Here is a 16,949-nt window from a genome sequence, read left to right on the forward strand (position 1 = left end):
CCGTCCGGGGCCGCTCCGGCCGAGCTCCCTCGCTCGCCCTGCAGGCCAATTCCCACGCTACTCGCGCCCTGCCTCCGCGCCAGGGCCAACCGGCCCCTGCCCTCGAAGCCTCACGGCTTCGGCTGGCCCGGGCGTTGCTCGTACGGGTCGGCCGACATCGAGCCGGGCCAGAGTCTCCAGTGCTCCAGCCGGGCCAGCCGGTAGTCGAGCCGGTTCCTCAGCAGATCGATCGCCTCGTGTGTCGTCTCCGCCGCCACCCGTGCCCGTGCGGGCCTCCCGTTCACGTCCATGGTCGCCCGAGCGACCACCGACCGCTCTGCCTTCGGATCCCGCCCCTGTGTCAGCCGCACCCGCGCGGACAGCACCGACTCGCGCGCATGACGCGCGACGGCGAGCACCATCGTGCGCGCGTACTCAGCCGAATCCGGCGGCATCTCACCGCGGACCTCCACCTCGATCGTCGGCACGACCCGCGCAGGGCGAGGGTCCCTGCCGTCGCTCCGCCGTCTCGCGGTCCCGGCCATCGGCATCCGCTCCTCACCCGTCGAGGCTCGCGCCCGGGTCCAGGCCGCGCGTCCTCTCCACGACCGTGCTCCCGGCGGGCGCCCGGTCGACTGCGCTCCAGCCTCACGGCACGCCAGCTCCGTCACCGAGCGGCAGAACACGCAGCGCCGCACGCGGGCGGGCGGCACGCATCCAGCGACACCTCCACCGTCTCTCTCCGGGAAGCACCACACAACCCCGTGCGTACTGCGCAGCATCGCCAGCCGCAGCGTTGGGCTACGGCGCGGGTGAGGCGGCTGTGCGCTGCTCGAGCCGCTCCAGGTAGTCGTCGTAGCAGGCCACCACGTCGTCGAGATCCACCATCGGCGGCAGGTCGACGACGGGCTGCCGCTCAGCGAGGAACTCCGCCGTCTCCTCCACGAGCCGCTGCTCATCCGCCGCCGCGGCGTAAAGCTGCTAGGCGACCGCATTGCTGGCCCGGAAGCGCGACTCGATCACCTCCTCACCGGCATGTGCCCGCAGAAGGTACTCGTGATCACCCAACGGCTCGACCTCGAAGTGCTCTGACATGAGCGCTTCCTCACCACGCACCGTCTCGGCTCAGCACTGGGTGGGCTGACCACCGTTCCTGCCGGCGCGGCTCGACATCCACGATCCCGCTGCCGAGCGAACGCGACACGATCACGATGCGGCTACCCGCCCCGGCGAGCAGCGTGCCGCTGCGACGAGCACGCCGCACGGTCAGGAGCGCTGCCCCGCCACCGCCAGACGATGAAGGGGCAGCGCCGGAAGCGGTGGGAACGCCTTCGCACGGCCTCCGTGGTGTGTTCACGTCGACGGCTCCCCTCCGGATTCCGCACGCCTGGTTCCCGTCCCCGGCTCGTCGTCCGTCTCCGGCGCCGCGGGCAACTTCGCCTTCAGCCGCTTCAGCTCGTCCTCCACATCGCGGTCCGCGGTGATCCGCTCCAGCTCGATCCGGACCTCGTCCGTGCCCTTCGGCCCGACGCTCTCCAGGGCACCGGAGGCCATCAACTCATCCACCGCTGCCGAGCGGGCCTGCAGTTGCTCCGTCCGATCCGTGGCGCGCTGCACCGCCGCTCCGACGTCCCGAGCTCCCGCCCGATGCCGGACACCGTCTCGGCCACGCGTGTCTCCGCCTCCGCCCTTACTGTTCCCGAACGCCTTCTCCTCGGGCACGGGGACGTTGCCGCCCCATCCGGAGAACGGCGGCTCCCAGGCGAGGACGGCGTCCACCGCAGCGCCGGTCAGCTCCGCCTGCCGCACCGCCCAGCGCAGGGCCCGCCGGGACTGCTCGGATCCGTCAACCCCGGCAACGATCTTCTCGCGGGTCTGCCTGTCAACCATCACTCGCCATTCCGATCCCGGCCGAAGATCTCCTGGGCAGCCGCTCGCCAGGCGAGAGGATTGCCGTGCTCGAACGTGTTCTTCTGGCGGCGTCGACCGGATCCACCGGGTCCGCACGCTGACTCACGGGCTCCTGCCGCGATGAGCAGGCACCGTCTGCCGACTTCGTGCGTCAGCCCGTGTGCGTCCGCGGGTCCGCTGCTCCGACAGCTCGCAGCCGGTCCTCGATCCGGCCCCGGACCTCCTCCGTGAGGCGGCGCAGGCGCTCGGAGGTCGCGGCTCGCGGGGCGGCCGGGTCGACGAGGCCGCGGGCGGCTGCGGGGAGCTCTGCAAGGTCGAACTCGAAGGCCGCGCGAGCCTGGGCGAGCGAACGTGGCGGGACGGTGCGCTGTCCGTCCGCCATGACCCGCTCCAGCAGCGGGCTGGTCCCGCGTGGTGCGGGCTCGTCGCGCAATCCGATCGTGTCGGCGAACCCGGGCCCGCGGAAGACCTGCTTGGCGCCGGGTGCCGTCACCTTGGCTGCGGACAGCTTCATCATCGGCCGCCCGTCGTAGCTGACCAGCTTGTACGCGGCGTCCAGATAGGGCGCGTCGGCCGAGACCCCGACGAGCGTGCCGACGGCGAACAGGTCGATCGGTGCTCCGGACCGCACGAGAGCGTCGATGGCGTACTCGTCGAGGCCGCCGCTCGCGGTGATCCGCACCCTCGGCAGCCCGGCGGCGTCGAGGACCTTCCGAGCCAAGACGGCGAGGGCGCCGAGATCCCCGCTGTCGAGGCGGACCGCGCACCCGTCGTGAAGCCCCAGTTCCCGCAGGACGCGGGCCGCGACGGCGACCCCGGCACCGGTGTCGTAGGTGTCCACCAGGAACGTCACCGGACCCGGGTGGGCGCGGGCGAAGGCCCGGAACGCCTCCGCCTCGTCACCGAACGCCTCGACGTACGAGTGCGCCATCGTCCCGACCGCGCGCAGCCCGAACGTGTGCGCGGCGGACACGTTGCTGGTACCCGCGAAGCCGACCATGGCACCCAGCCGGGCGGCCTGCTCACCCGCCTGCAGCCCGTGAGTGCGCCTCAGCGAGAAGTCCACCACCGGACGGCCCCCCGACGCCAGCACGCAGCGAGCGGCCTTGGACGCCACAGCCGTCTGGTGGCACACCTGGTTGAGCAGGAACGACTCCACCATCTGCGCTTCCGGCAGCGGCGCGGTCACCTCCAGCAACGGCTCGCCGGCCAGGACGATCCGCCCCTCCGGCACCGCCCACACCTCCCCGCCGAAACCGAGCCCGAGCAGCGGCTCCAGGTCGTGGCACGGCCGGCCGAGCGCCGCGGCGAAGGCCTTCACGTCCTCCTGGTCGGCCCGCACCCGGGCAAGGTGGTCCAGGACCGGTTCCAGGCCCGCCGCGACCAGGAACCCGCGACCGGGCGGCAGCTTCCGCACGAACAGGCTGAACGTGGCGGGGGCGGTCATGCCCTCCGCCAGGTACGAGTGGGCCATCGTCACCTCGTACAGGTCAGTGATCCGGGCCTCTGACACACGGCACCTCCGGCGGAGCACCCACCCCACCAGGCTCCCACCATCCACCGGGCACGGCAGGACGCGGCTGCAGGGCCCTCGGCGAGGAGGCACGCCAAGCGGTTCGCGCCGGCCTCGGTGGCCAGCGGGTGCCGACTGGGCTCAGTCGGGAACCCGGGAATGTTCCGCTGGTTTACCGAGCGGCGTGGGCGGCGGCTCCGCGCCGAGAATGGCGAGCACGACCTTCCCGTCCACCGTCTCCTGCGCCATCAGCAGCCCGGCGAGTTCGTCGAGGTGCCTGCGGTAGGCGCGCAGGAGGTCGATCGCCCGCTTCTCGGCCTGTCGGAGCAGTCGCGCCACCTCTTCGTCGACCGTCCGCTGGGTCTGCTCGGAGTAGGGGCGGCGCAGCCGGTCGTCGAGGTTCTCGCCGAGGTACTGGGGGGTGCCAGCCGCGTAGCCGACGGGTCCCAGGGTGGTGGAGAGGCCGAACTCGCGGACCATGCGGGTGGCGACGACGGTGGCGTTGGCGAGGTCGTTGGCGGCACCGCTGGAGCCCTCGCCGAAGACAACCAGTTCGGCGGCCCGGCCACCGAGTTGGACGGTCAGCAGGTCCTGCAGGTAGCCCTGGCTGTAGAGATGCCGCTCGGCCTCGGGGAGTTGTTCGGTGGCGCCGAGGCTCACGCCGGCGGGCAGGATGGTGACCTTGGCGACCGGGTCCGCGTGCTCGCACAGCGCGGCCATCAGGGCGTGGCCGGACTCGTGGACGGCGACCGCGCGGCGTTCCTCCGGGAGCAGGGCGTTGGAAGGCTCCCGCCGGCCGAGAAGGATCCGGTCGCGGGCGGTGTCGAGGTCGTCAGCGGTGATGACGGTGCGCTCGGCCCGTACGGCGTTGATGGCGGCCTCGTTCACCAGGTTCGCCAGGTCCGCCCCGGAGAACCCCGGGGTGCCCCGGGCGATGCGGTCCAACTCGACGTCCTCGGCGAGCGTCTTGCCGTGGGCGTGGACGGCGAGGATCGCCGCGCGCTCGCCCTGGTTCGGCAGTGGCACGGTGACCTGGCGGTCGAACCGGCCCGGGCGCAGCAGGGCGGGGTCGAGGGCGTCGGGGCGGTTGGTCGCCGCGAGGACGACGATGCCGGTGGACTGGTCGAAGCCGTCCATCTCGGCGAGCAGCTGGTTGAGGGTCTGCTCCCGTTCGTCGTTCCCGCCGAGCCGCGCTCCGCCGCCGCGCCGGGCGCCGACGGCGTCGATCTCGTCGATGAAGATGATCGAGGGTGCCCGCTTGCGCGCCTCCTCGAAGAGGTCGCGGACGCGGGAGGCGCCGACCCCGACGAACATCTCGACGAACGCGGAGCCGGTCACCGACAGGAACGGCACTTCGGCCTCCCCGGCGACCGCGCGGGCCAGCAGCGTCTTGCCGGTCCCCGGCGGGCCGACCATGATCACCCCGCGCGGCCCCTTCGCGCCGGCGGCCGCGTACCGCTCGGGGCTGCGCAGGAAGTCGACGACCTCGCTGACCTCCTGTTTCACGCCCTGGTAGCCGGCGACGTCGGCGAAGCGGGTGTTCGGCCGCTCCGCTTCGATGATCTTCGCGCGGGACCGTCCGACCGCGCTCAGGCCGCCGCTCATCGCCCTGGTCGCCATCCGGCCGGACCAGAGGAACAGCCCCACGATGGCGATCAGCGGCAGGAAGACGAGCAGGGTGGTCAGAGCAGAGCTGCCGCTGGTGGTCTTCGCCGTGATCTCGACCTGCTGGGACTGCAGCTGCCGGGTGAGCCCGCTGCTGTCCAGTGCGGTCGGGATCTGGGTGGTGAACTTCGTGCCGTCCTTGAGGGTGCCGCTCACAGCGCCCTTGTCGGTGATCTCGACGGTTTTGACCTGGCCGGCGTTCACCCGGCCGGTGAAGTCCGTGTAGGTGTACCGGGTCCCCGTGCCGGACGGGGTCCGGGTCAGCAGGACGAACAGCATCGTCACGGCAATGGCGACCGGCAGGAGCCACCGCCGCCAATTCGGCGGCGGTGCCGTTGACGCGGGCTTCGGCGGGTCCGGCGGCGGCCCGGGCTTGGCCCGCCCGGTCGGATGCCGGGCGGGGAAGCGGCTGCGTGCGATCATCTCGTTCCTCCGTTTCCATCGTCCATCGCCGAGAAGAACCCGGGCAGGGCCGGTCGGTCCACCCACCCGGGCCCGCAGGGCCGGTACGCGAAAGGGAGAAGCAGCCGACCGACGCGTGGGCAGACCGCCCGCGCTGAACGGCCCGGGTGTCAGCGAGACCCTGGCCACAAGGCGCACCGGTCCGGCGCAGCCCGCGGGTGCGCCTTCGGGCAGATCGACTGCGGTACCGCGTACGGGAGCGCCGGTGGACACTGCGACGAGCGCCGCTCCGTCGGTCGTGGCGGGAGTGGACTCGGAAACCGCCGCCACCGGGATCGTCCGATACGCCGCCCGCAGGGCTGAACTCCGCCGCGTGCCGCTGTGCCTTGTCCGTTCCGCAGACCCGGCCGTGCTCGCCACGGGCCAGAGCGAACCAGAGCAGGCGAAGCAGGTGGCGGCCGGTGCGCTGGCCCCGTACGCGATGCTGGTCCGCTGGGAGTTCCCGCGGCTGCTCGTCCTGGAGCCAGCTCACCCGCCGACGCGGCAGGCCGACGGCTCGGATGCGCGAACCTCAGCCCCGTCACAGGCTGGAAGTACACCGATGTCGAGGAGGGTTTGCCATGAACCCGGACGGCTTCCACGAGGCCACGGTCAAGTTCACCGGCCAGGGAGCGATCACCGCGACCAACGAAGTGATCGACGACGCATGGAACCCGCTCCACCTGCAACTGGACGGCCCCTGGGTCCATCTCGTCAAGGACGACACCGCGCCGACGGCGACCGTCCACACCGTCCCCAGGGAAGCGATCCAGGCGATCACCTGGGATTGGTCCTCCACGCCCTCCACCCACCGGGTCGGCCGAACCGCCGCAGACTCATAGGTCGCCCCCCATGCAACCAGAGATCATCGTCGGGCTCGACGGAACCCCCGAGAGCATGTCCGCCGCTCACTGGGCAGCCCGCCAGGCGAAACGGCACGGGTTCGCGCTCCACCTGCTGCACGTATGGATCACCACGCCCGGAACAACGGTAGAGTCCCCAGACATGCCCCTGGAGACCGTCACGGCGCAGCGGCTCCTCGAGGACACGGAAGCGGACCTGCGGGAGCAGTACCGGTCGCACGGCGTCGAACGCCGGTCCCACGCTGCTTCGCGCACCCGCGTGATCCGGACCAGCCGCCGCTGAAGGACCCGGAGAAAGTAAGGAGATTGGGGATGGCTGCCGATCTGCTGCACGGACATCCGCACCGGCGGCCCCTGATCCTGCGCCCGTTCGAGCGCTGCCCCGTCGGGTCCCACCCCTCCCTGCGTGGGGACACCCACACCCTGCCGACCACTGTGCGGGCCGCAGAAGCGGCACGAGTCGCTGCTCCCCTCCAGGACGATGTCGGCCGGATCGCGCTTCACGCTCCGACACCGGACGGATCGATCATCGCCTCCACTCTCCCGACCGGCCGAGAGACGTCTGGCGGCGGAGGCAACGAGCCATTCCGCCAACATGCGGCGAGCGACGACGCGTGCACTGGCGCCGAGCAGACCGGACGCCGGGCGGTGGCTTCGGCGACAACGACCGCCGGGCCACTGCGATGAGCGCCGCCGAGGCGCCGGGCCGGCCCGCAGCGGGAAGCGGCGGGGAGAGCCCACCACCGGTCCTCACTCTCACGATGAACCCCACGGTCGACATCTGCTGCGACATCGACCACCTGGTGGCCATCGGCAAAACCCGCGCCCAGGTCAGGTACGTGGCCGCCGGCGGTGGAGGGATCAACGTCGCCCGCGGCGTGGCGCGGTTCGGGGGACGGGCAACCGCCGTCCACACGGCCGGCCAGGAGATCGGCCAGCGCCTGAACCGGCTACTGGACGAGGAGGGCATCGACCACCTCGCCTTCAGGATCACGGGTGAAACCCGCGAAGCGTTCGTGCTGTTCGAGACCGAGTCACGCCGCAGCTACCACATCGTGCCGCGCGGCCCACGACTCGACGACGACGAGGCACGGTACTGCCTGGACCTGCTGGAGCGGGCAGCGGGCGCCCACCGGTACGTCGTGGCCAGTGGCAGCCTGCCCGGCGGCCTGCGCGACGACTTCTACACGGCCGTCGCCCGCCGGGTCAGGAGAGCCGGCTCCAGACTGTTGCTGGACACCTCGGGACCGGCCCTGCGCGAGTCGCTGCACGAGGCCGTCTTCCTGCGCAGATGCAACCGCAGCGAGGCCTCGTATCTCGTCGGCCGGGCCGTGCACACCTTCGACGACGCCCGCACTGTCAACGAGCAACTGCTCGCCGCCGGCGCGGCCGAGATCGCCATCACCACCCTGGGGGAACTCGGCGCGCTGTGCTCCACCGGTCAGGGGCACATGGAGCTGCATGCACCGCCACTGCCCGGAGAGCCCCTCAGCGACGCCGGGGCCGGGGACGGCATGATCGCCGCGATCGTCACCCGGTTGGCCGAGGGTGACGACCCGGTCGACGCCTGCGCACTCGGGGTCGCCGCGGCTGCCGCATCGATGCTCACCCCCGGCACCGAACCGTGCGACCGGGAGGTGGCCGAGTCGCTCCGCCCCGCGGTGCGGATCAACCGGCTTGCAGGCTGAACCGCCCACCGGGACCCGTTCCGCCACCGGGTACGCCACCTGGCAAGCACCGACGCGTCCGTGTGCCTCCCATCCGGACCGCCGCGGCTGCGCACGCGAGGCCACCCGGGCGCGACCTTGCGGTTCGAGCCGCTTCCCGGAGCACTCCACACCTGTGCTGCGACCGGAGGAAGCACGGCGTGCGCTGCACGGCGGACTGCCGACGCCCCACCCGGACGGAGAAGTTCGGGGAGTCGATCAGTTGAACTCGCTGGCAGCTCGATCGTTCCGTTCCTCGTGGCCGGTGGAGGTGCCGCACCCCGCGACGACGAGGATGTGGCCGACGACCTGAACTGGCGATCCTGCCCCCAAGCCACGACCTCACCACCCGGCCCACCCACGCACGCCACTGGCAGACAACCGAGCCGGCTGGCCTTGTGAGAGGTTCCACCTGGATGCATCGTGGTGACTGGGCCGCACACGCCCGGCACCGAGGCGAGGGTGATCGGGAAGGAGCTGGACCATGAGCCGGCGGACCGTTCACGACGTGATGACGCACGACGTCGTCGTCGCACAGCCGGAGACCACCTTCAAGGAGATCCTTGAACTGTTCCACCGCAACGACATCACCGCCGTTCCGATCGTGGACGAGCGCAGGCACGTGCTCGGGATCGTTTCGGAGGCCGATCTGATCCGCAAGGAGGCCGTCCTGTGGGACGCCGAGGACCACCGGGCGGTCCTGCGCCGGCTTCGACGCCGCGAGCACGCACGCGCTCAGGCCATGACGGCGGACGGACTGATGACCACCCCGGTGGTGACCGCACGAGCCGGCTGGAACATCGCCGAGGCGGCCAAGGTCATGGATCGCAGGAAACTCAAGCGGCTTCCGGTGATCGGGGCGGAGGACATGATCATCGGCATCGTGAGCCGGTGCGACCTGCTGCAGCCATTCCTTCGCGCCGACCGGGAGATCGGAGCCGAGGTCGTCCACGAGGTGCTGGAGAAGACGCTGCCGCAGCCTGCCAGCGCCCTCCGGGCCGTCAACCTGACCGTCCATGACGGCGTGGTCACGCTGTCCGGGAGAGTCGAGCGCAAGAGTCTCATCCCGATCGTCGAGGGCCTGTGCCGCACAGTCGACGGCGTGCTCGATGTCCGCCAGAACCTTGCCTTCGCCACCGACGACACCCTGATCGACCTCACCCGGCCCCCGGCGCCGGACGTCAGCCAACCACCAGGCCGCGCGACCACCCCTCCCGACCCGGCGCGCACGACTGAACACCCCTGACCGGCCCTCGTTCTGGTTGTCGCTCGAAGCGATGTCAGCTCTCCTGCCCCTGGGCGGCCTTGGTGTCGATCTCGCCGGCCAGGCCCTCGATGAGGCCGTTGACGGCTGTTCTCGCGGGATGTACGAGCCCGGCACCCGACCATCCCGGAGGCGGCGGCCGCCGTCGAGGGGTTCCCGGCGTTCCGATGCCAGGGCCAGGCGCGGTGTCGGACGTACCGGGATCTGGAGCCGCCCAACATTGCGCTTCGCCGGAAAACCGATCTCGCGGAACCCCCGAACGCCGCCCGCCGTATCGTCGACCCGCAATGCGCAAGGTTCCCGAACGGCTGCGGTCACTCACCGGCGAGGTCCGCGGATCGATCGAGGCGCGCCAACGAACAGGTCGCAACCCGGAGGGTCGAGCGGGTCGGCCCCTCCGTGGGGAGCGTCGTGGAGACGCGTCAGTCGGGTGCGACGAGCCTGGCCTCGGCGTCCACCACGCCGGGGACGGCACGCACCAGACGTTCCAACACCGGCAGTGCCGAAGCGTCGGGCAGCGTCCCGCTCAGCGTGATCCGTCCCTCCTCTGCGCGGACGTCGACGGCCGAAGCCTGTTCGGGGTCAGCACGGCGAGGAGTTCGAACCTCACCTGGTCGGCGAGGTCCTCGTCGGTGCGCAGGTGGATCTTCAGCAGGTCGCTGCGGCTGACGATGCCGATCAGACAGTCCTCGGCGTCGACCACCGGGAGGCGCTCGAAGTGGCCGCGAGCCATGGCCCGGGCGGCTTCGGCGGTCGGACTGGTGGCATGCCCGCCTTCTCCGCCCACGCCGACGCCGCCGAGATCATCGACTGGCTCCGCCACGCGCCACCGCCCAGCGCCACCTACCTCGTCCACGGCTCGGCGGGCATCACGCCGGCGATGCCGGGTGTCCGTACGACCTGTGCCGCGACGTCCGCGGCCGCTCCGACGGGGGTGACGATCTGCAGGGTGCCCGGGGCGCCGGGCCCGAACGCCTGCTGGACAGCGGTGTAGCCGGCGCGGGCGCTGGCGTCGCTCGGGATGACGGTGATCGAGGGCATCGCGGTGCGCAGTCCGATCACGGGCGCGGCGAGGGCGATCAGCGCGGCCAGGGCGAGGGCGCCGTAGCGCAGTGGGTGCTTCCAGAGGCGTTCGCCCCATGCGGCATAGCGCGGGGAGCGGTGCTCGCCGCTCTTCACCCAGGGCAGGGCGAGGGCGTCGACGCGGTGGCCGAGCTTGCCGAGGACGGCGGGCAGCAGGGTGAGGGTGGCGGCCAGGACGAACAGGACGGCGAGCATGATGCCGCCGGCCATCGAGCGGAACGCCGGGGAGGGTACGAGCATGACGGCGGAGAGGCTGACCAGCACGGTGGCACCGGACAGCAGGACGGCCTTGCCCGCGGTGTCCATGGTCTCGGCGCCCGCCTCGGTGCTGCTCAGCGAGCGTCCCAGGCGGGCGCTGCGGAAGCGGACGACCAGGAAGAGGGCGTAGTCGAAACCGAGCGCGAGGGCGAACATCATGGCGAAGTTCATCGCCCGGATGGAGACCGGGAACAGGTGGCTGATCAGGACAAGCGATCCGGCGGAGGCCGCGAGCCCGGCCATGGTGAGCAGCAGCGGCAGTCCGGCGGCGACGAGTGAGCCGAAGGCGAGGACCAGGATGGCGAGGGTGACCGGCCGGGACATGATCTCGGACTTCATCATGGCGTCGTGGTTGGCCTTGTTGAAGTCGCTCCACAGCACCGAGGCGCCGGTGGCGTGGACGCTGACGCCCTCGGTGGACAGGGCGTTCAGCGGTCCCTTGAGGTCGTCGGCGGCGCGGACCATGTCGTCGGGGGACGCCTTGGCCCCGGCGAGCAGGATCCCCGCCGCGGCAGGCCCGGACGGCACCGGTCAGCCCGCGAGGACATCCAGCGCCGCGCGCAGGCGGGCGGCCGCCTCGTCGGCGACGGCCTCCAGCGCCGGCTGCTCGGTGACCCGCACCATCAGCTGCGGGTCCATCGCCTCGACCACCGTGCGCCCGCCGGTCGCACGAACCACGACGTTGCACGGCAGCAGCAGTCCGATGCGCGGGTCCGCCTGGAGCGCACGGTGGGCCAGCGGCGGGTTGCAGGCACCGAGGATCAGATAGTCCTCGATCTCCTCGCCGAGCTTGGCCTGCAGGGTGGCCCGGACGTCGATCTCGGTGAGGATGCCGAAGCCCTGCTCGGCGAGTGCGACACGTACCCGCTCGACGGCATCGGCGAAGGGCACGTCGAGGGTGACGGGAATGCCGTAGTCCATGCTGCAGTCCGTTCGTGGCGTCGGGTCAGGAGGTTCGGACGGTCAGGTCGCGGCCGGAGAGCGACCACGCGGCGACACCGCCCTGGACGGAGGCAACGTCGAATCCGGCCCGGGTGAGCAGTACGGCCCCGGCCTTGCTCCGGTTCCCGGAGGCGCAGATCACCATGACGGCGCGGCCGCGAGGGAGATCGGCAAGGCTCTCCGCGAGCATCCCCAGCGGGATCCAACGGGCCCCTGGCACATGCCCCGCGGCGAACTCGAACCCTTCGCGCACATCGACCACCAGTGCCCCCCTCTCCCGGGCGGCGGCGAATGCCTCGATGTCGACTTCCAGAACCATGATCCACCTCTTAATACCCATGGGGGTATGTGCAGAATATAGCAACACCGCAAAGAAGGGCTGAATTCCACTGGGGGTCGCCCGGCGTGTCGCCTTCGCGCCACGACGGGGCAAGCCGGATCGGCACGGGCGGTCGATGCACACGTGGGACGATCCACACCGGACGACCCACGCCCGCCGGGCGGCGGGCGGCCGGGCGTCAGGCGAGGGCGAGGAAGAGCTTCTCGAGTTCGGCCTCGCTCATCGGCGGGGCGTCGCCATCGACGGTGGCCATGCACTGGCGCATACCGCTGGCCACGATCTTGAATCCGGCCCGGTCCAGTGCGCGGGAGACGGCAGCGAGCTGGGTCACGATGTCCTTGCAGTCCCGTCCGGCCTCGATCATCGCAATGACGCCGGCGAGCTGACCCTGCGCCCGGCGAAGACGGTTGAGGACCGCGCCGACCGCCTCGTCGTCTACCTGCATGTCCGCACCCCCAGAGTGTCGTTCTCCGGCCAGTTTACCCCCCAGGGTATACATCGGGCAGTTGGGCCGGGGCTGACGGACCCTGCCGGACCGGGCCGGTCGGCTCTGGCCTGCCGCGCGGCGCCGATCTCTACTGGACCTGGACCCCGACCGCCACCGACCGCCGCTTCGCGGCCTGCCCGACAGGAACAGGCCATGACCTCGCCTGCGCAGAGCACCCCTCCCTTCGACTCCGGGGCAACCCTCCCCCCGGGCCGGATCCGGATCTCGCACCTGAGCCAGGACAGCTACGAGATCGCGGTTCGCGGCCACCGACTCGTGGTGGACCAGCCGGTCGACGGCGGCGGCCGGGACGCCGGCCCCACCCCGACCGAACTGTTCGCCGCGTCGCTCGCCTCGTGCGTGGCGTTCTACGCCGGCCGCTACCTGACCCGGCACGGCGTCGCCCCCGAGGGACTGCGAGTCGAGGCGGGTTTCACCATGGCCGCCGACCGCCCCGCCCGGGTCACCGAGATGACCCTCACGGTGGAGCCGCCGGAGGGCCTGGACCCGGCCCGGTACGACGCGCTGCTTGCCGTCGCCTCACGCTGCACCGTCCACAACACGCTCCACCAGCCCCCGACCGTCCGCATCGAGGTGACCCCGCCCAACGGGCCGGAATAGCCGACCGTGCTTCACCGTTCTAATACCCGTGGGGGTATTTTACGAGAGGAGAACGGCCATGGCCACGGTCGAGCTGACCGAGAAGAACTTCGACGAGATCGCCAGCGGCGAGGGCATCGTGCTGGTGGACTTCTGGGCCGCCTGGTGCGGTCCGTGCCGAATGTTCGCACCCGTCTTCGAGCGCGTCTCGCAGAAGCACCCGGACATCGTGTTCGGCAAGGTCGACACCCAGGCGCAGCAGCAGCTCGCAGCGGCCTTCCAGATCTCCTCGATCCCGACCCTGATGGCAGTACGCGACGGCGTCGTCCTCTACGCCCAGCCGGGCGCACTGCCGGAGGCCGCACTGGAGGACGTGATCCGCCAGGTCCGCGCCGTCGACATGGACGAGGTCCGCCGGAAGATCGCGGCCACTGCCGCGTAGCCGACGAGCCCGCCGGGCGGACCGACGGCCGTGGGCGACGGGAGACGCCCCGCCCGGCACCGGCCGGCTTCGCGACAGGCGCAGAGCACGTGCCGCATCCTCCTGTCATCGGGGGATGCGGCACGAGGGTCTGCGCCCTTCGAACACGCCGAGCTGCCGACGCATCGTGCGAACTTCCCTTCCGCTCCTGCGTATCCAGGAGCAGTCCCCTTCTTCGCAGCGGGGCTGTAGGTTCCCGCGCTGCTTTGCGTCCTCTCACTGAGGTTTTCTCAGCGGTGACCATTTCCGGTCCTCCCTGCGGAGGAGGATCGGGCAGGGGTGGCGGTCTACGCTCGCGCCATGACGATCACGTATGAGTGGCGGGGCGACTTCGTCAACGCCGCGGTCAATACCCTGCATGCAGAGGGTTTCAACCATCCGACCCTGGATGTCGATTGGCTAGCCCGAGTGCAGCGCCACAGCCTCGGCTGGGTCTGTGCACGTGATGACGGTGCCCTCGTCGGCTTCGTCAACGTCGTGTGGGACGGCGGCGTTCACGCGTTCATCCTGGACACTGTGGTCGCGGGAGGCCACCGCAGGTCCGGGGTCGGAGCCGAACTCATAGCGGAGGCCGCCTGCCAAGCCCGCGAAGCCGGATGCGAATGGCTTCACGTCGACTTCGAGGACGACCTACGGTCGTTCTACTTCGACGCCTGCGGGTTCAAACCGACAGTGGCAGGGCTCATCGCGCTCTGAGGCCGTTCCGACAGGCGGTGCTGGTGCTGCGCTGGTTCCGCGAGCGCGGCTGTGTGCACTGTCTGGCCCGCGATGCCGGCGTCTCCCAGGCCACCGGCTACCGCTACCTGCACGAAGGTATCGATGTCCTCGCTGAGCAGGCCCCCGACCTGCACCACGTCCCGACCCGTTGTCAGGGCGAAGGCATGACGCATGTCATCCTCGACGGCACACTGATCGAATCAGATCGCCTCGCCGACGTCCGCGAGAACGGCAATGACCTGTGGTTCAGCCAGAAGCACAAGGCGTTCGGCGGCAACCTCCAGTTCCTGTCTGCCCCGGACGGCACCCCACTGTGGGTCTCCGACGTCGAGCTCGGCTCCACCCCGGACATCACCGCCGCCCGGATCCACGCCCTGCCCGCCCTGTACAAGGCGCCGGCGAACGGTCTGCCGACCCTGGCGGACAAAGGCTACATCGGCGCGGGCATCGGCGTCCGCATCCCCGTCCGCCGCCCAAAAGGCAAATCCGAACAGGCACTTCACGTCGATAGCCGGATGTTCAACACCCTGCTGCGGCACGTCCGGGCCCTCGGCGAGCGCACCGCCGCCGAGCTCAAGCAGCGGGGCGCACCCTGCAACACGTCACGCTCAGCCTCAGCCGGATCGGCGACATCGCCCGAGCTGCCCTCGTCCTCACTGGAATCTGGAAGTGATCACCGTTGAGAAAACCTCACTGACCCGCGCCCGTTCTACGCACCTGCCATGTGGCGGGAAGGTTCGCCGGCACGATCACGTGCGTGCCGACTCTCTATCAGCTGGACTCGACGACGATGCCGCTTGCCCGCGCAACGGACTCGCCGTACTGGATGCTCTCCGCCTCGTGGATGAGCCGCCGGAACTGCTCGAAGCTCTCCACCGCCTTACCGCACACCTCGAAGGGCCACGCCTCGATCGGCGCGTCGGCGAGCGCAGCCGGGGAGACTGCCGAGCAGCTTATCCCCGAGGGGGATCGGACCGTTGGGGCTGATGGCCGGATCGACCGGGTACCGGACCCAAGATCGAGCGGGAACCTACACCGGCTCGGGCTGTGGCCGGAGCCTTTCCGGGCTCCGGCCATGGCCAGTTTCAGCGCAGGTCGACGGTAACGTTCGGCGGGTTCCGGAGGGTGTTGGTGACCGCGCACCTGGTGAGCGCCTCGCGCAGGGCGGGGTGCCGCTGCGGGTCGAGACCGGGAGGGAGGGCGAGGACCAGACGCAGGGAGGTGATCCCGGCGGGCTGGTCGTCGAGTTCTTCGAAGTGGGCGGTGACGCGCACGGTGTCGTGCGGCACTCCCTGACCCTGGAGGAAGCGTGCGGCGCGTTCGGCGGCGCAGGTTGCCGCAGATGCCACCAGCTGTTCCACCGGGGAGGGTTCAACGGTGCCGCGTCCGGCGGTGAACAGGTGGCGGCCTCGTGCGGTCGCGGCCCAGCTGCGAGGGCCTGCCGGTGCGACCTCGACCACTCCCCGTCCGGATCTTGATGATGACTCGTTCTCGGTACGGGCGGCCTGGTCGAGCAGGCGCTGTGCGAGTTCACGCGCCTCGGCCGGGCTGAGTCCGGCCCAGATGCGGGAGGTTCCGCCAGTCTCGGGTCCGACGTCGAGGGTGACCCTGCCGATCCAGGCAGCCGGTCCGTCAACTTTTAGCTGTCCTACGTCGATCCGCCGCCCGCATGCGGTGACGAGCGGCTCCGCCGCCTGATCGATCACCTTCGCCATGGCTCCCACAACCCTTCCATGAATACCCCTATGGGTATTCATGGAAGCGGTTGGGGAGCGGCGCGTATTCCTTCCGGACCGGGGCCCGGTTCAGGCTGCGGGCTGGTGGGCGGCGGCCCAGGCGGCGTAGCCGCCGAGGAGGTCGGAGACGTCGCCGAAGCCGTGGTGGCGCAGCAGGCTGGCGGCGATGGAGGAGCGGTGGCCGCCGGCGCAGTGCAGGACGAGCGGACGGTCGGCGGGGATCTCGGGCAGGCGGCGGGGCATCGTTCAGGGCGATGTGCAGGGAGCCGTCCACCGCCCCTTCGGCGCGCTCGCCGCAGGCGGACGTCGAGGTCGGGGCGGCCGACGTCGCCGATGAACAGCGCGTCACCGGTGAGGACGCCGCACGGCACGGCGTCGTCCGCCCGCTCGTACACCAGGACGCTGATCGACTCGGGGATGCGCCCGGGAGTCTCCATGATCTGCAGGATGACCTCGCCCAGGCTGATCCGCTCACCGTCGGCGAGGTGACGGATCGGGTACTCGGTCTCCGCGCGCCGCCCGTAGCCGATCCACGCCCCGGTGCGGGCCGCCAACTCCAGGTGGCCCGCCAGGAAGTCCGCGTGGAAGTGCGTGTTGATCACGGCCTCGACCCTGAAGCCGTGCTTCTCGGCGCCCCCGTCACGTACTCGTCGATGTCGCGCCACGGGTCGACGACCACCGCACGGCCGGTGGTCTCGTCGGCGATCAGGTACGAGGCCTGGGACAGACAGTCGAGGTAGTACTGGGCGAAGAACACGCGAGTCTCCTGGTTCCGGGAGTCTGAGGTCCGGGCGCGTCACGCAGCGATCCGCGACGTGGACCCTGGAATATACGGGACGGGGTATCGCTTGCTCTCCAAGATACCCCTATGGGTATTATCGGAAGTAAGGGGCGGCCACGCCGGCCGTCACCGCGGACGGCTCACCGTCTCCCCGCCCGGTCGCCCGGCCCGCCCATCGGCGT

At 70.8% G+C, this 16,949-nt stretch carries 20 protein-coding genes and 4 pseudogenes; 9 read left to right on the forward strand and 15 right to left on the reverse strand.

All coding sequences use genetic code 11. The annotated features are described in order from the left end of the window. Positions 1 to 110 precede the first annotated feature (110 nt). The 6 genes and pseudogenes from ABWK59_RS00940 to ftsH form a co-directional block, all read right to left on the reverse strand. Entirely contained in the window at positions 111 to 467 is a 357-nt protein-coding gene (locus ABWK59_RS00940) for a hypothetical protein (protein WP_354637273.1), read from the reverse strand. A 313-nt stretch (positions 468 to 780) separates the two neighbouring features. Continuing rightward, entirely contained in the window at positions 781 to 924 is a 144-nt protein-coding gene (locus ABWK59_RS00945) for a hypothetical protein (protein WP_354637274.1), read from the reverse strand. Positions 925 to 1,332: 408 nt separating this feature from the next. After that, positions 1,333 to 1,596: a PspA/IM30 family protein gene (locus tag ABWK59_RS00950; protein ID WP_354645199.1), complete on the reverse strand. Its 264-nt coding sequence runs from the start codon at positions 1,594 to 1,596 to the stop codon at positions 1,333 to 1,335. 108 nt (positions 1,597 to 1,704) lie between these two features. Beyond that, positions 1,705 to 1,869, reverse strand: a pseudogene (locus ABWK59_RS00955) (universal stress protein); the annotation flags it as partial. A 172-nt stretch (positions 1,870 to 2,041) separates the two neighbouring features. Continuing rightward, positions 2,042 to 3,403, reverse strand: a complete 1,362-nt coding sequence (locus ABWK59_RS00960; protein WP_354637275.1) for a nicotinate phosphoribosyltransferase — start codon at positions 3,401 to 3,403, stop codon at positions 2,042 to 2,044. A gap of 141 nt (positions 3,404 to 3,544) precedes the next feature. Then, positions 3,545 to 5,491, reverse strand: a complete 1,947-nt coding sequence (ftsH, locus tag ABWK59_RS00965; protein WP_354637276.1) for an ATP-dependent zinc metalloprotease FtsH — start codon at positions 5,489 to 5,491, stop codon at positions 3,545 to 3,547. A gap of 599 nt (positions 5,492 to 6,090) precedes the next feature. Between ftsH and ABWK59_RS00970 the strand changes: the two genes are divergently transcribed. The 4 genes from ABWK59_RS00970 to ABWK59_RS00985 all read left to right on the forward strand — a co-directional run bounded on the left by ABWK59_RS00970 (position 6,091) and on the right by ABWK59_RS00985 (position 9,324). Then, positions 6,091 to 6,351, forward strand: a complete 261-nt coding sequence (locus tag ABWK59_RS00970; RefSeq protein ID WP_354637277.1) for a hypothetical protein — start codon at positions 6,091 to 6,093, stop codon at positions 6,349 to 6,351. 10 nt (positions 6,352 to 6,361) lie between these two features. Then, positions 6,362 to 6,655: a universal stress protein gene (locus tag ABWK59_RS00975; RefSeq protein WP_354637278.1), complete on the forward strand. Its 294-nt coding sequence runs from the start codon at positions 6,362 to 6,364 to the stop codon at positions 6,653 to 6,655. 400 nt (positions 6,656 to 7,055) lie between these two features. Then, positions 7,056 to 8,060, forward strand: coding sequence for a 1-phosphofructokinase family hexose kinase (locus ABWK59_RS00980; RefSeq protein WP_354644790.1), 1,005 nt, complete (start codon positions 7,056 to 7,058; stop codon positions 8,058 to 8,060). A 502-nt stretch (positions 8,061 to 8,562) separates the two neighbouring features. Further along, the gene (locus tag ABWK59_RS00985) at positions 8,563 to 9,324 is read left to right on the forward strand and encodes a CBS domain-containing protein (RefSeq protein WP_354637279.1); all 762 of its coding nucleotides are present in this window, start codon (positions 8,563 to 8,565) and stop codon (positions 9,322 to 9,324) included. Positions 9,325 to 9,764: 440 nt separating this feature from the next. Here the strand turns inward: ABWK59_RS00985 and ABWK59_RS00990 are convergent, their stop codons facing one another. Together ABWK59_RS00990 and ABWK59_RS00995 are read right to left on the reverse strand one after the other, a co-directional pair. After that, complete coding sequence (locus ABWK59_RS00990) at positions 9,765 to 9,878, reverse strand: hypothetical protein (RefSeq protein ID WP_354644791.1); 114 nt, start codon at positions 9,876 to 9,878, stop codon at positions 9,765 to 9,767. Beyond that, positions 9,869 to 10,129 carry a CBS domain-containing protein gene (locus tag ABWK59_RS00995; protein ID WP_354637280.1) on the reverse strand — a complete coding sequence of 87 codons (261 nt, stop codon included), beginning with the start codon at positions 10,127 to 10,129 and terminating at the stop codon, positions 9,869 to 9,871. The genes ABWK59_RS00990 and ABWK59_RS00995 overlap by 10 nt, the downstream gene beginning before the upstream one ends. On the opposite strand from ABWK59_RS00995, the pseudogene ABWK59_RS01000 reads away from it, so the two are divergent. Continuing rightward, a pseudogene (locus ABWK59_RS01000) lies at positions 10,109 to 10,165 on the forward strand (MBL fold metallo-hydrolase RNA specificity domain-containing protein); the annotation flags it as partial. The gene ABWK59_RS00995 and the pseudogene ABWK59_RS01000 sit on opposite strands and share 21 nt — an antisense overlap. 20 nt (positions 10,166 to 10,185) lie before the next feature. On the opposite strand, the gene ABWK59_RS01005 reads toward ABWK59_RS01000, so the two are convergent. From ABWK59_RS01005 to ABWK59_RS01020, 4 genes are all read right to left on the reverse strand, one after another. Next, positions 10,186 to 11,211 carry an MMPL family transporter gene (locus ABWK59_RS01005; RefSeq protein ID WP_354637281.1) on the reverse strand — a complete coding sequence of 342 codons (1,026 nt, stop codon included), beginning with the start codon at positions 11,209 to 11,211 and terminating at the stop codon, positions 10,186 to 10,188. Positions 11,212 to 11,214: 3 nt separating this feature from the next. Further along, positions 11,215 to 11,604 (reverse strand): DUF302 domain-containing protein, encoded by a 390-nt coding sequence (locus ABWK59_RS01010; protein ID WP_354637282.1) that lies wholly within the window; start codon positions 11,602 to 11,604, stop codon positions 11,215 to 11,217. Positions 11,605 to 11,629: 25 nt separating this feature from the next. Continuing rightward, positions 11,630 to 11,944, reverse strand: coding sequence for a rhodanese-like domain-containing protein (locus ABWK59_RS01015; RefSeq protein ID WP_354637283.1), 315 nt, complete (start codon positions 11,942 to 11,944; stop codon positions 11,630 to 11,632). 199 nt (positions 11,945 to 12,143) lie between these two features. Further along, on the reverse strand, positions 12,144 to 12,410 hold the full coding sequence (locus tag ABWK59_RS01020; protein WP_354637284.1) for a metal-sensitive transcriptional regulator: 267 nt from the start codon (positions 12,408 to 12,410) through the stop codon (positions 12,144 to 12,146). A 195-nt stretch (positions 12,411 to 12,605) separates the two neighbouring features. On the opposite strand from ABWK59_RS01020, the gene ABWK59_RS01025 reads away from it, so the two are divergent. The 4 genes and pseudogenes from ABWK59_RS01025 to ABWK59_RS01040 all read left to right on the forward strand — a co-directional run bounded on the left by ABWK59_RS01025 (position 12,606) and on the right by ABWK59_RS01040 (position 14,923). Then, on the forward strand, positions 12,606 to 13,073 hold the full coding sequence (locus ABWK59_RS01025) for an OsmC family protein (protein ID WP_354637286.1): 468 nt from the start codon (positions 12,606 to 12,608) through the stop codon (positions 13,071 to 13,073). 58 nt (positions 13,074 to 13,131) lie between these two features. Beyond that, positions 13,132 to 13,494: a thioredoxin gene (trxA, locus tag ABWK59_RS01030; protein ID WP_354637287.1), complete on the forward strand. Its 363-nt coding sequence runs from the start codon at positions 13,132 to 13,134 to the stop codon at positions 13,492 to 13,494. Positions 13,495 to 13,833: 339 nt separating this feature from the next. Beyond that, complete coding sequence (locus tag ABWK59_RS01035) at positions 13,834 to 14,229, forward strand: GNAT family N-acetyltransferase (RefSeq protein ID WP_354637288.1); 396 nt, start codon at positions 13,834 to 13,836, stop codon at positions 14,227 to 14,229. Further along, positions 14,130 to 14,923 (forward strand): annotated as a pseudogene (locus ABWK59_RS01040) (transposase family protein). The gene ABWK59_RS01035 and the pseudogene ABWK59_RS01040 overlap by 100 nt, the downstream one beginning before the upstream one ends. Before the next feature lie 412 nt (positions 14,924 to 15,335). Here the strand turns inward: ABWK59_RS01040 and ABWK59_RS01045 are convergent. The 3 genes and pseudogenes from ABWK59_RS01045 to ABWK59_RS01050 form a co-directional block, all read right to left on the reverse strand. Then, positions 15,336 to 15,965: an OsmC family protein gene (locus ABWK59_RS01045; protein ID WP_354637290.1), complete on the reverse strand. Its 630-nt coding sequence runs from the start codon at positions 15,963 to 15,965 to the stop codon at positions 15,336 to 15,338. A gap of 90 nt (positions 15,966 to 16,055) precedes the next feature. Continuing rightward, entirely contained in the window at positions 16,056 to 16,229 is a 174-nt protein-coding gene (locus tag ABWK59_RS36565) for a rhodanese-like domain-containing protein (protein ID WP_420492718.1), read from the reverse strand. Between the two features lie 65 nt (positions 16,230 to 16,294). After that, a pseudogene (locus ABWK59_RS01050) lies at positions 16,295 to 16,743 on the reverse strand (MBL fold metallo-hydrolase); the annotation flags it as partial. Positions 16,744 to 16,949 lie beyond the last annotated feature (206 nt).

The organism is Kitasatospora sp. HUAS MG31 (assembly GCF_040571325.1).
Lineage (GTDB): Bacteria > Actinomycetota > Actinomycetes > Streptomycetales > Streptomycetaceae > Kitasatospora > Kitasatospora camelliae.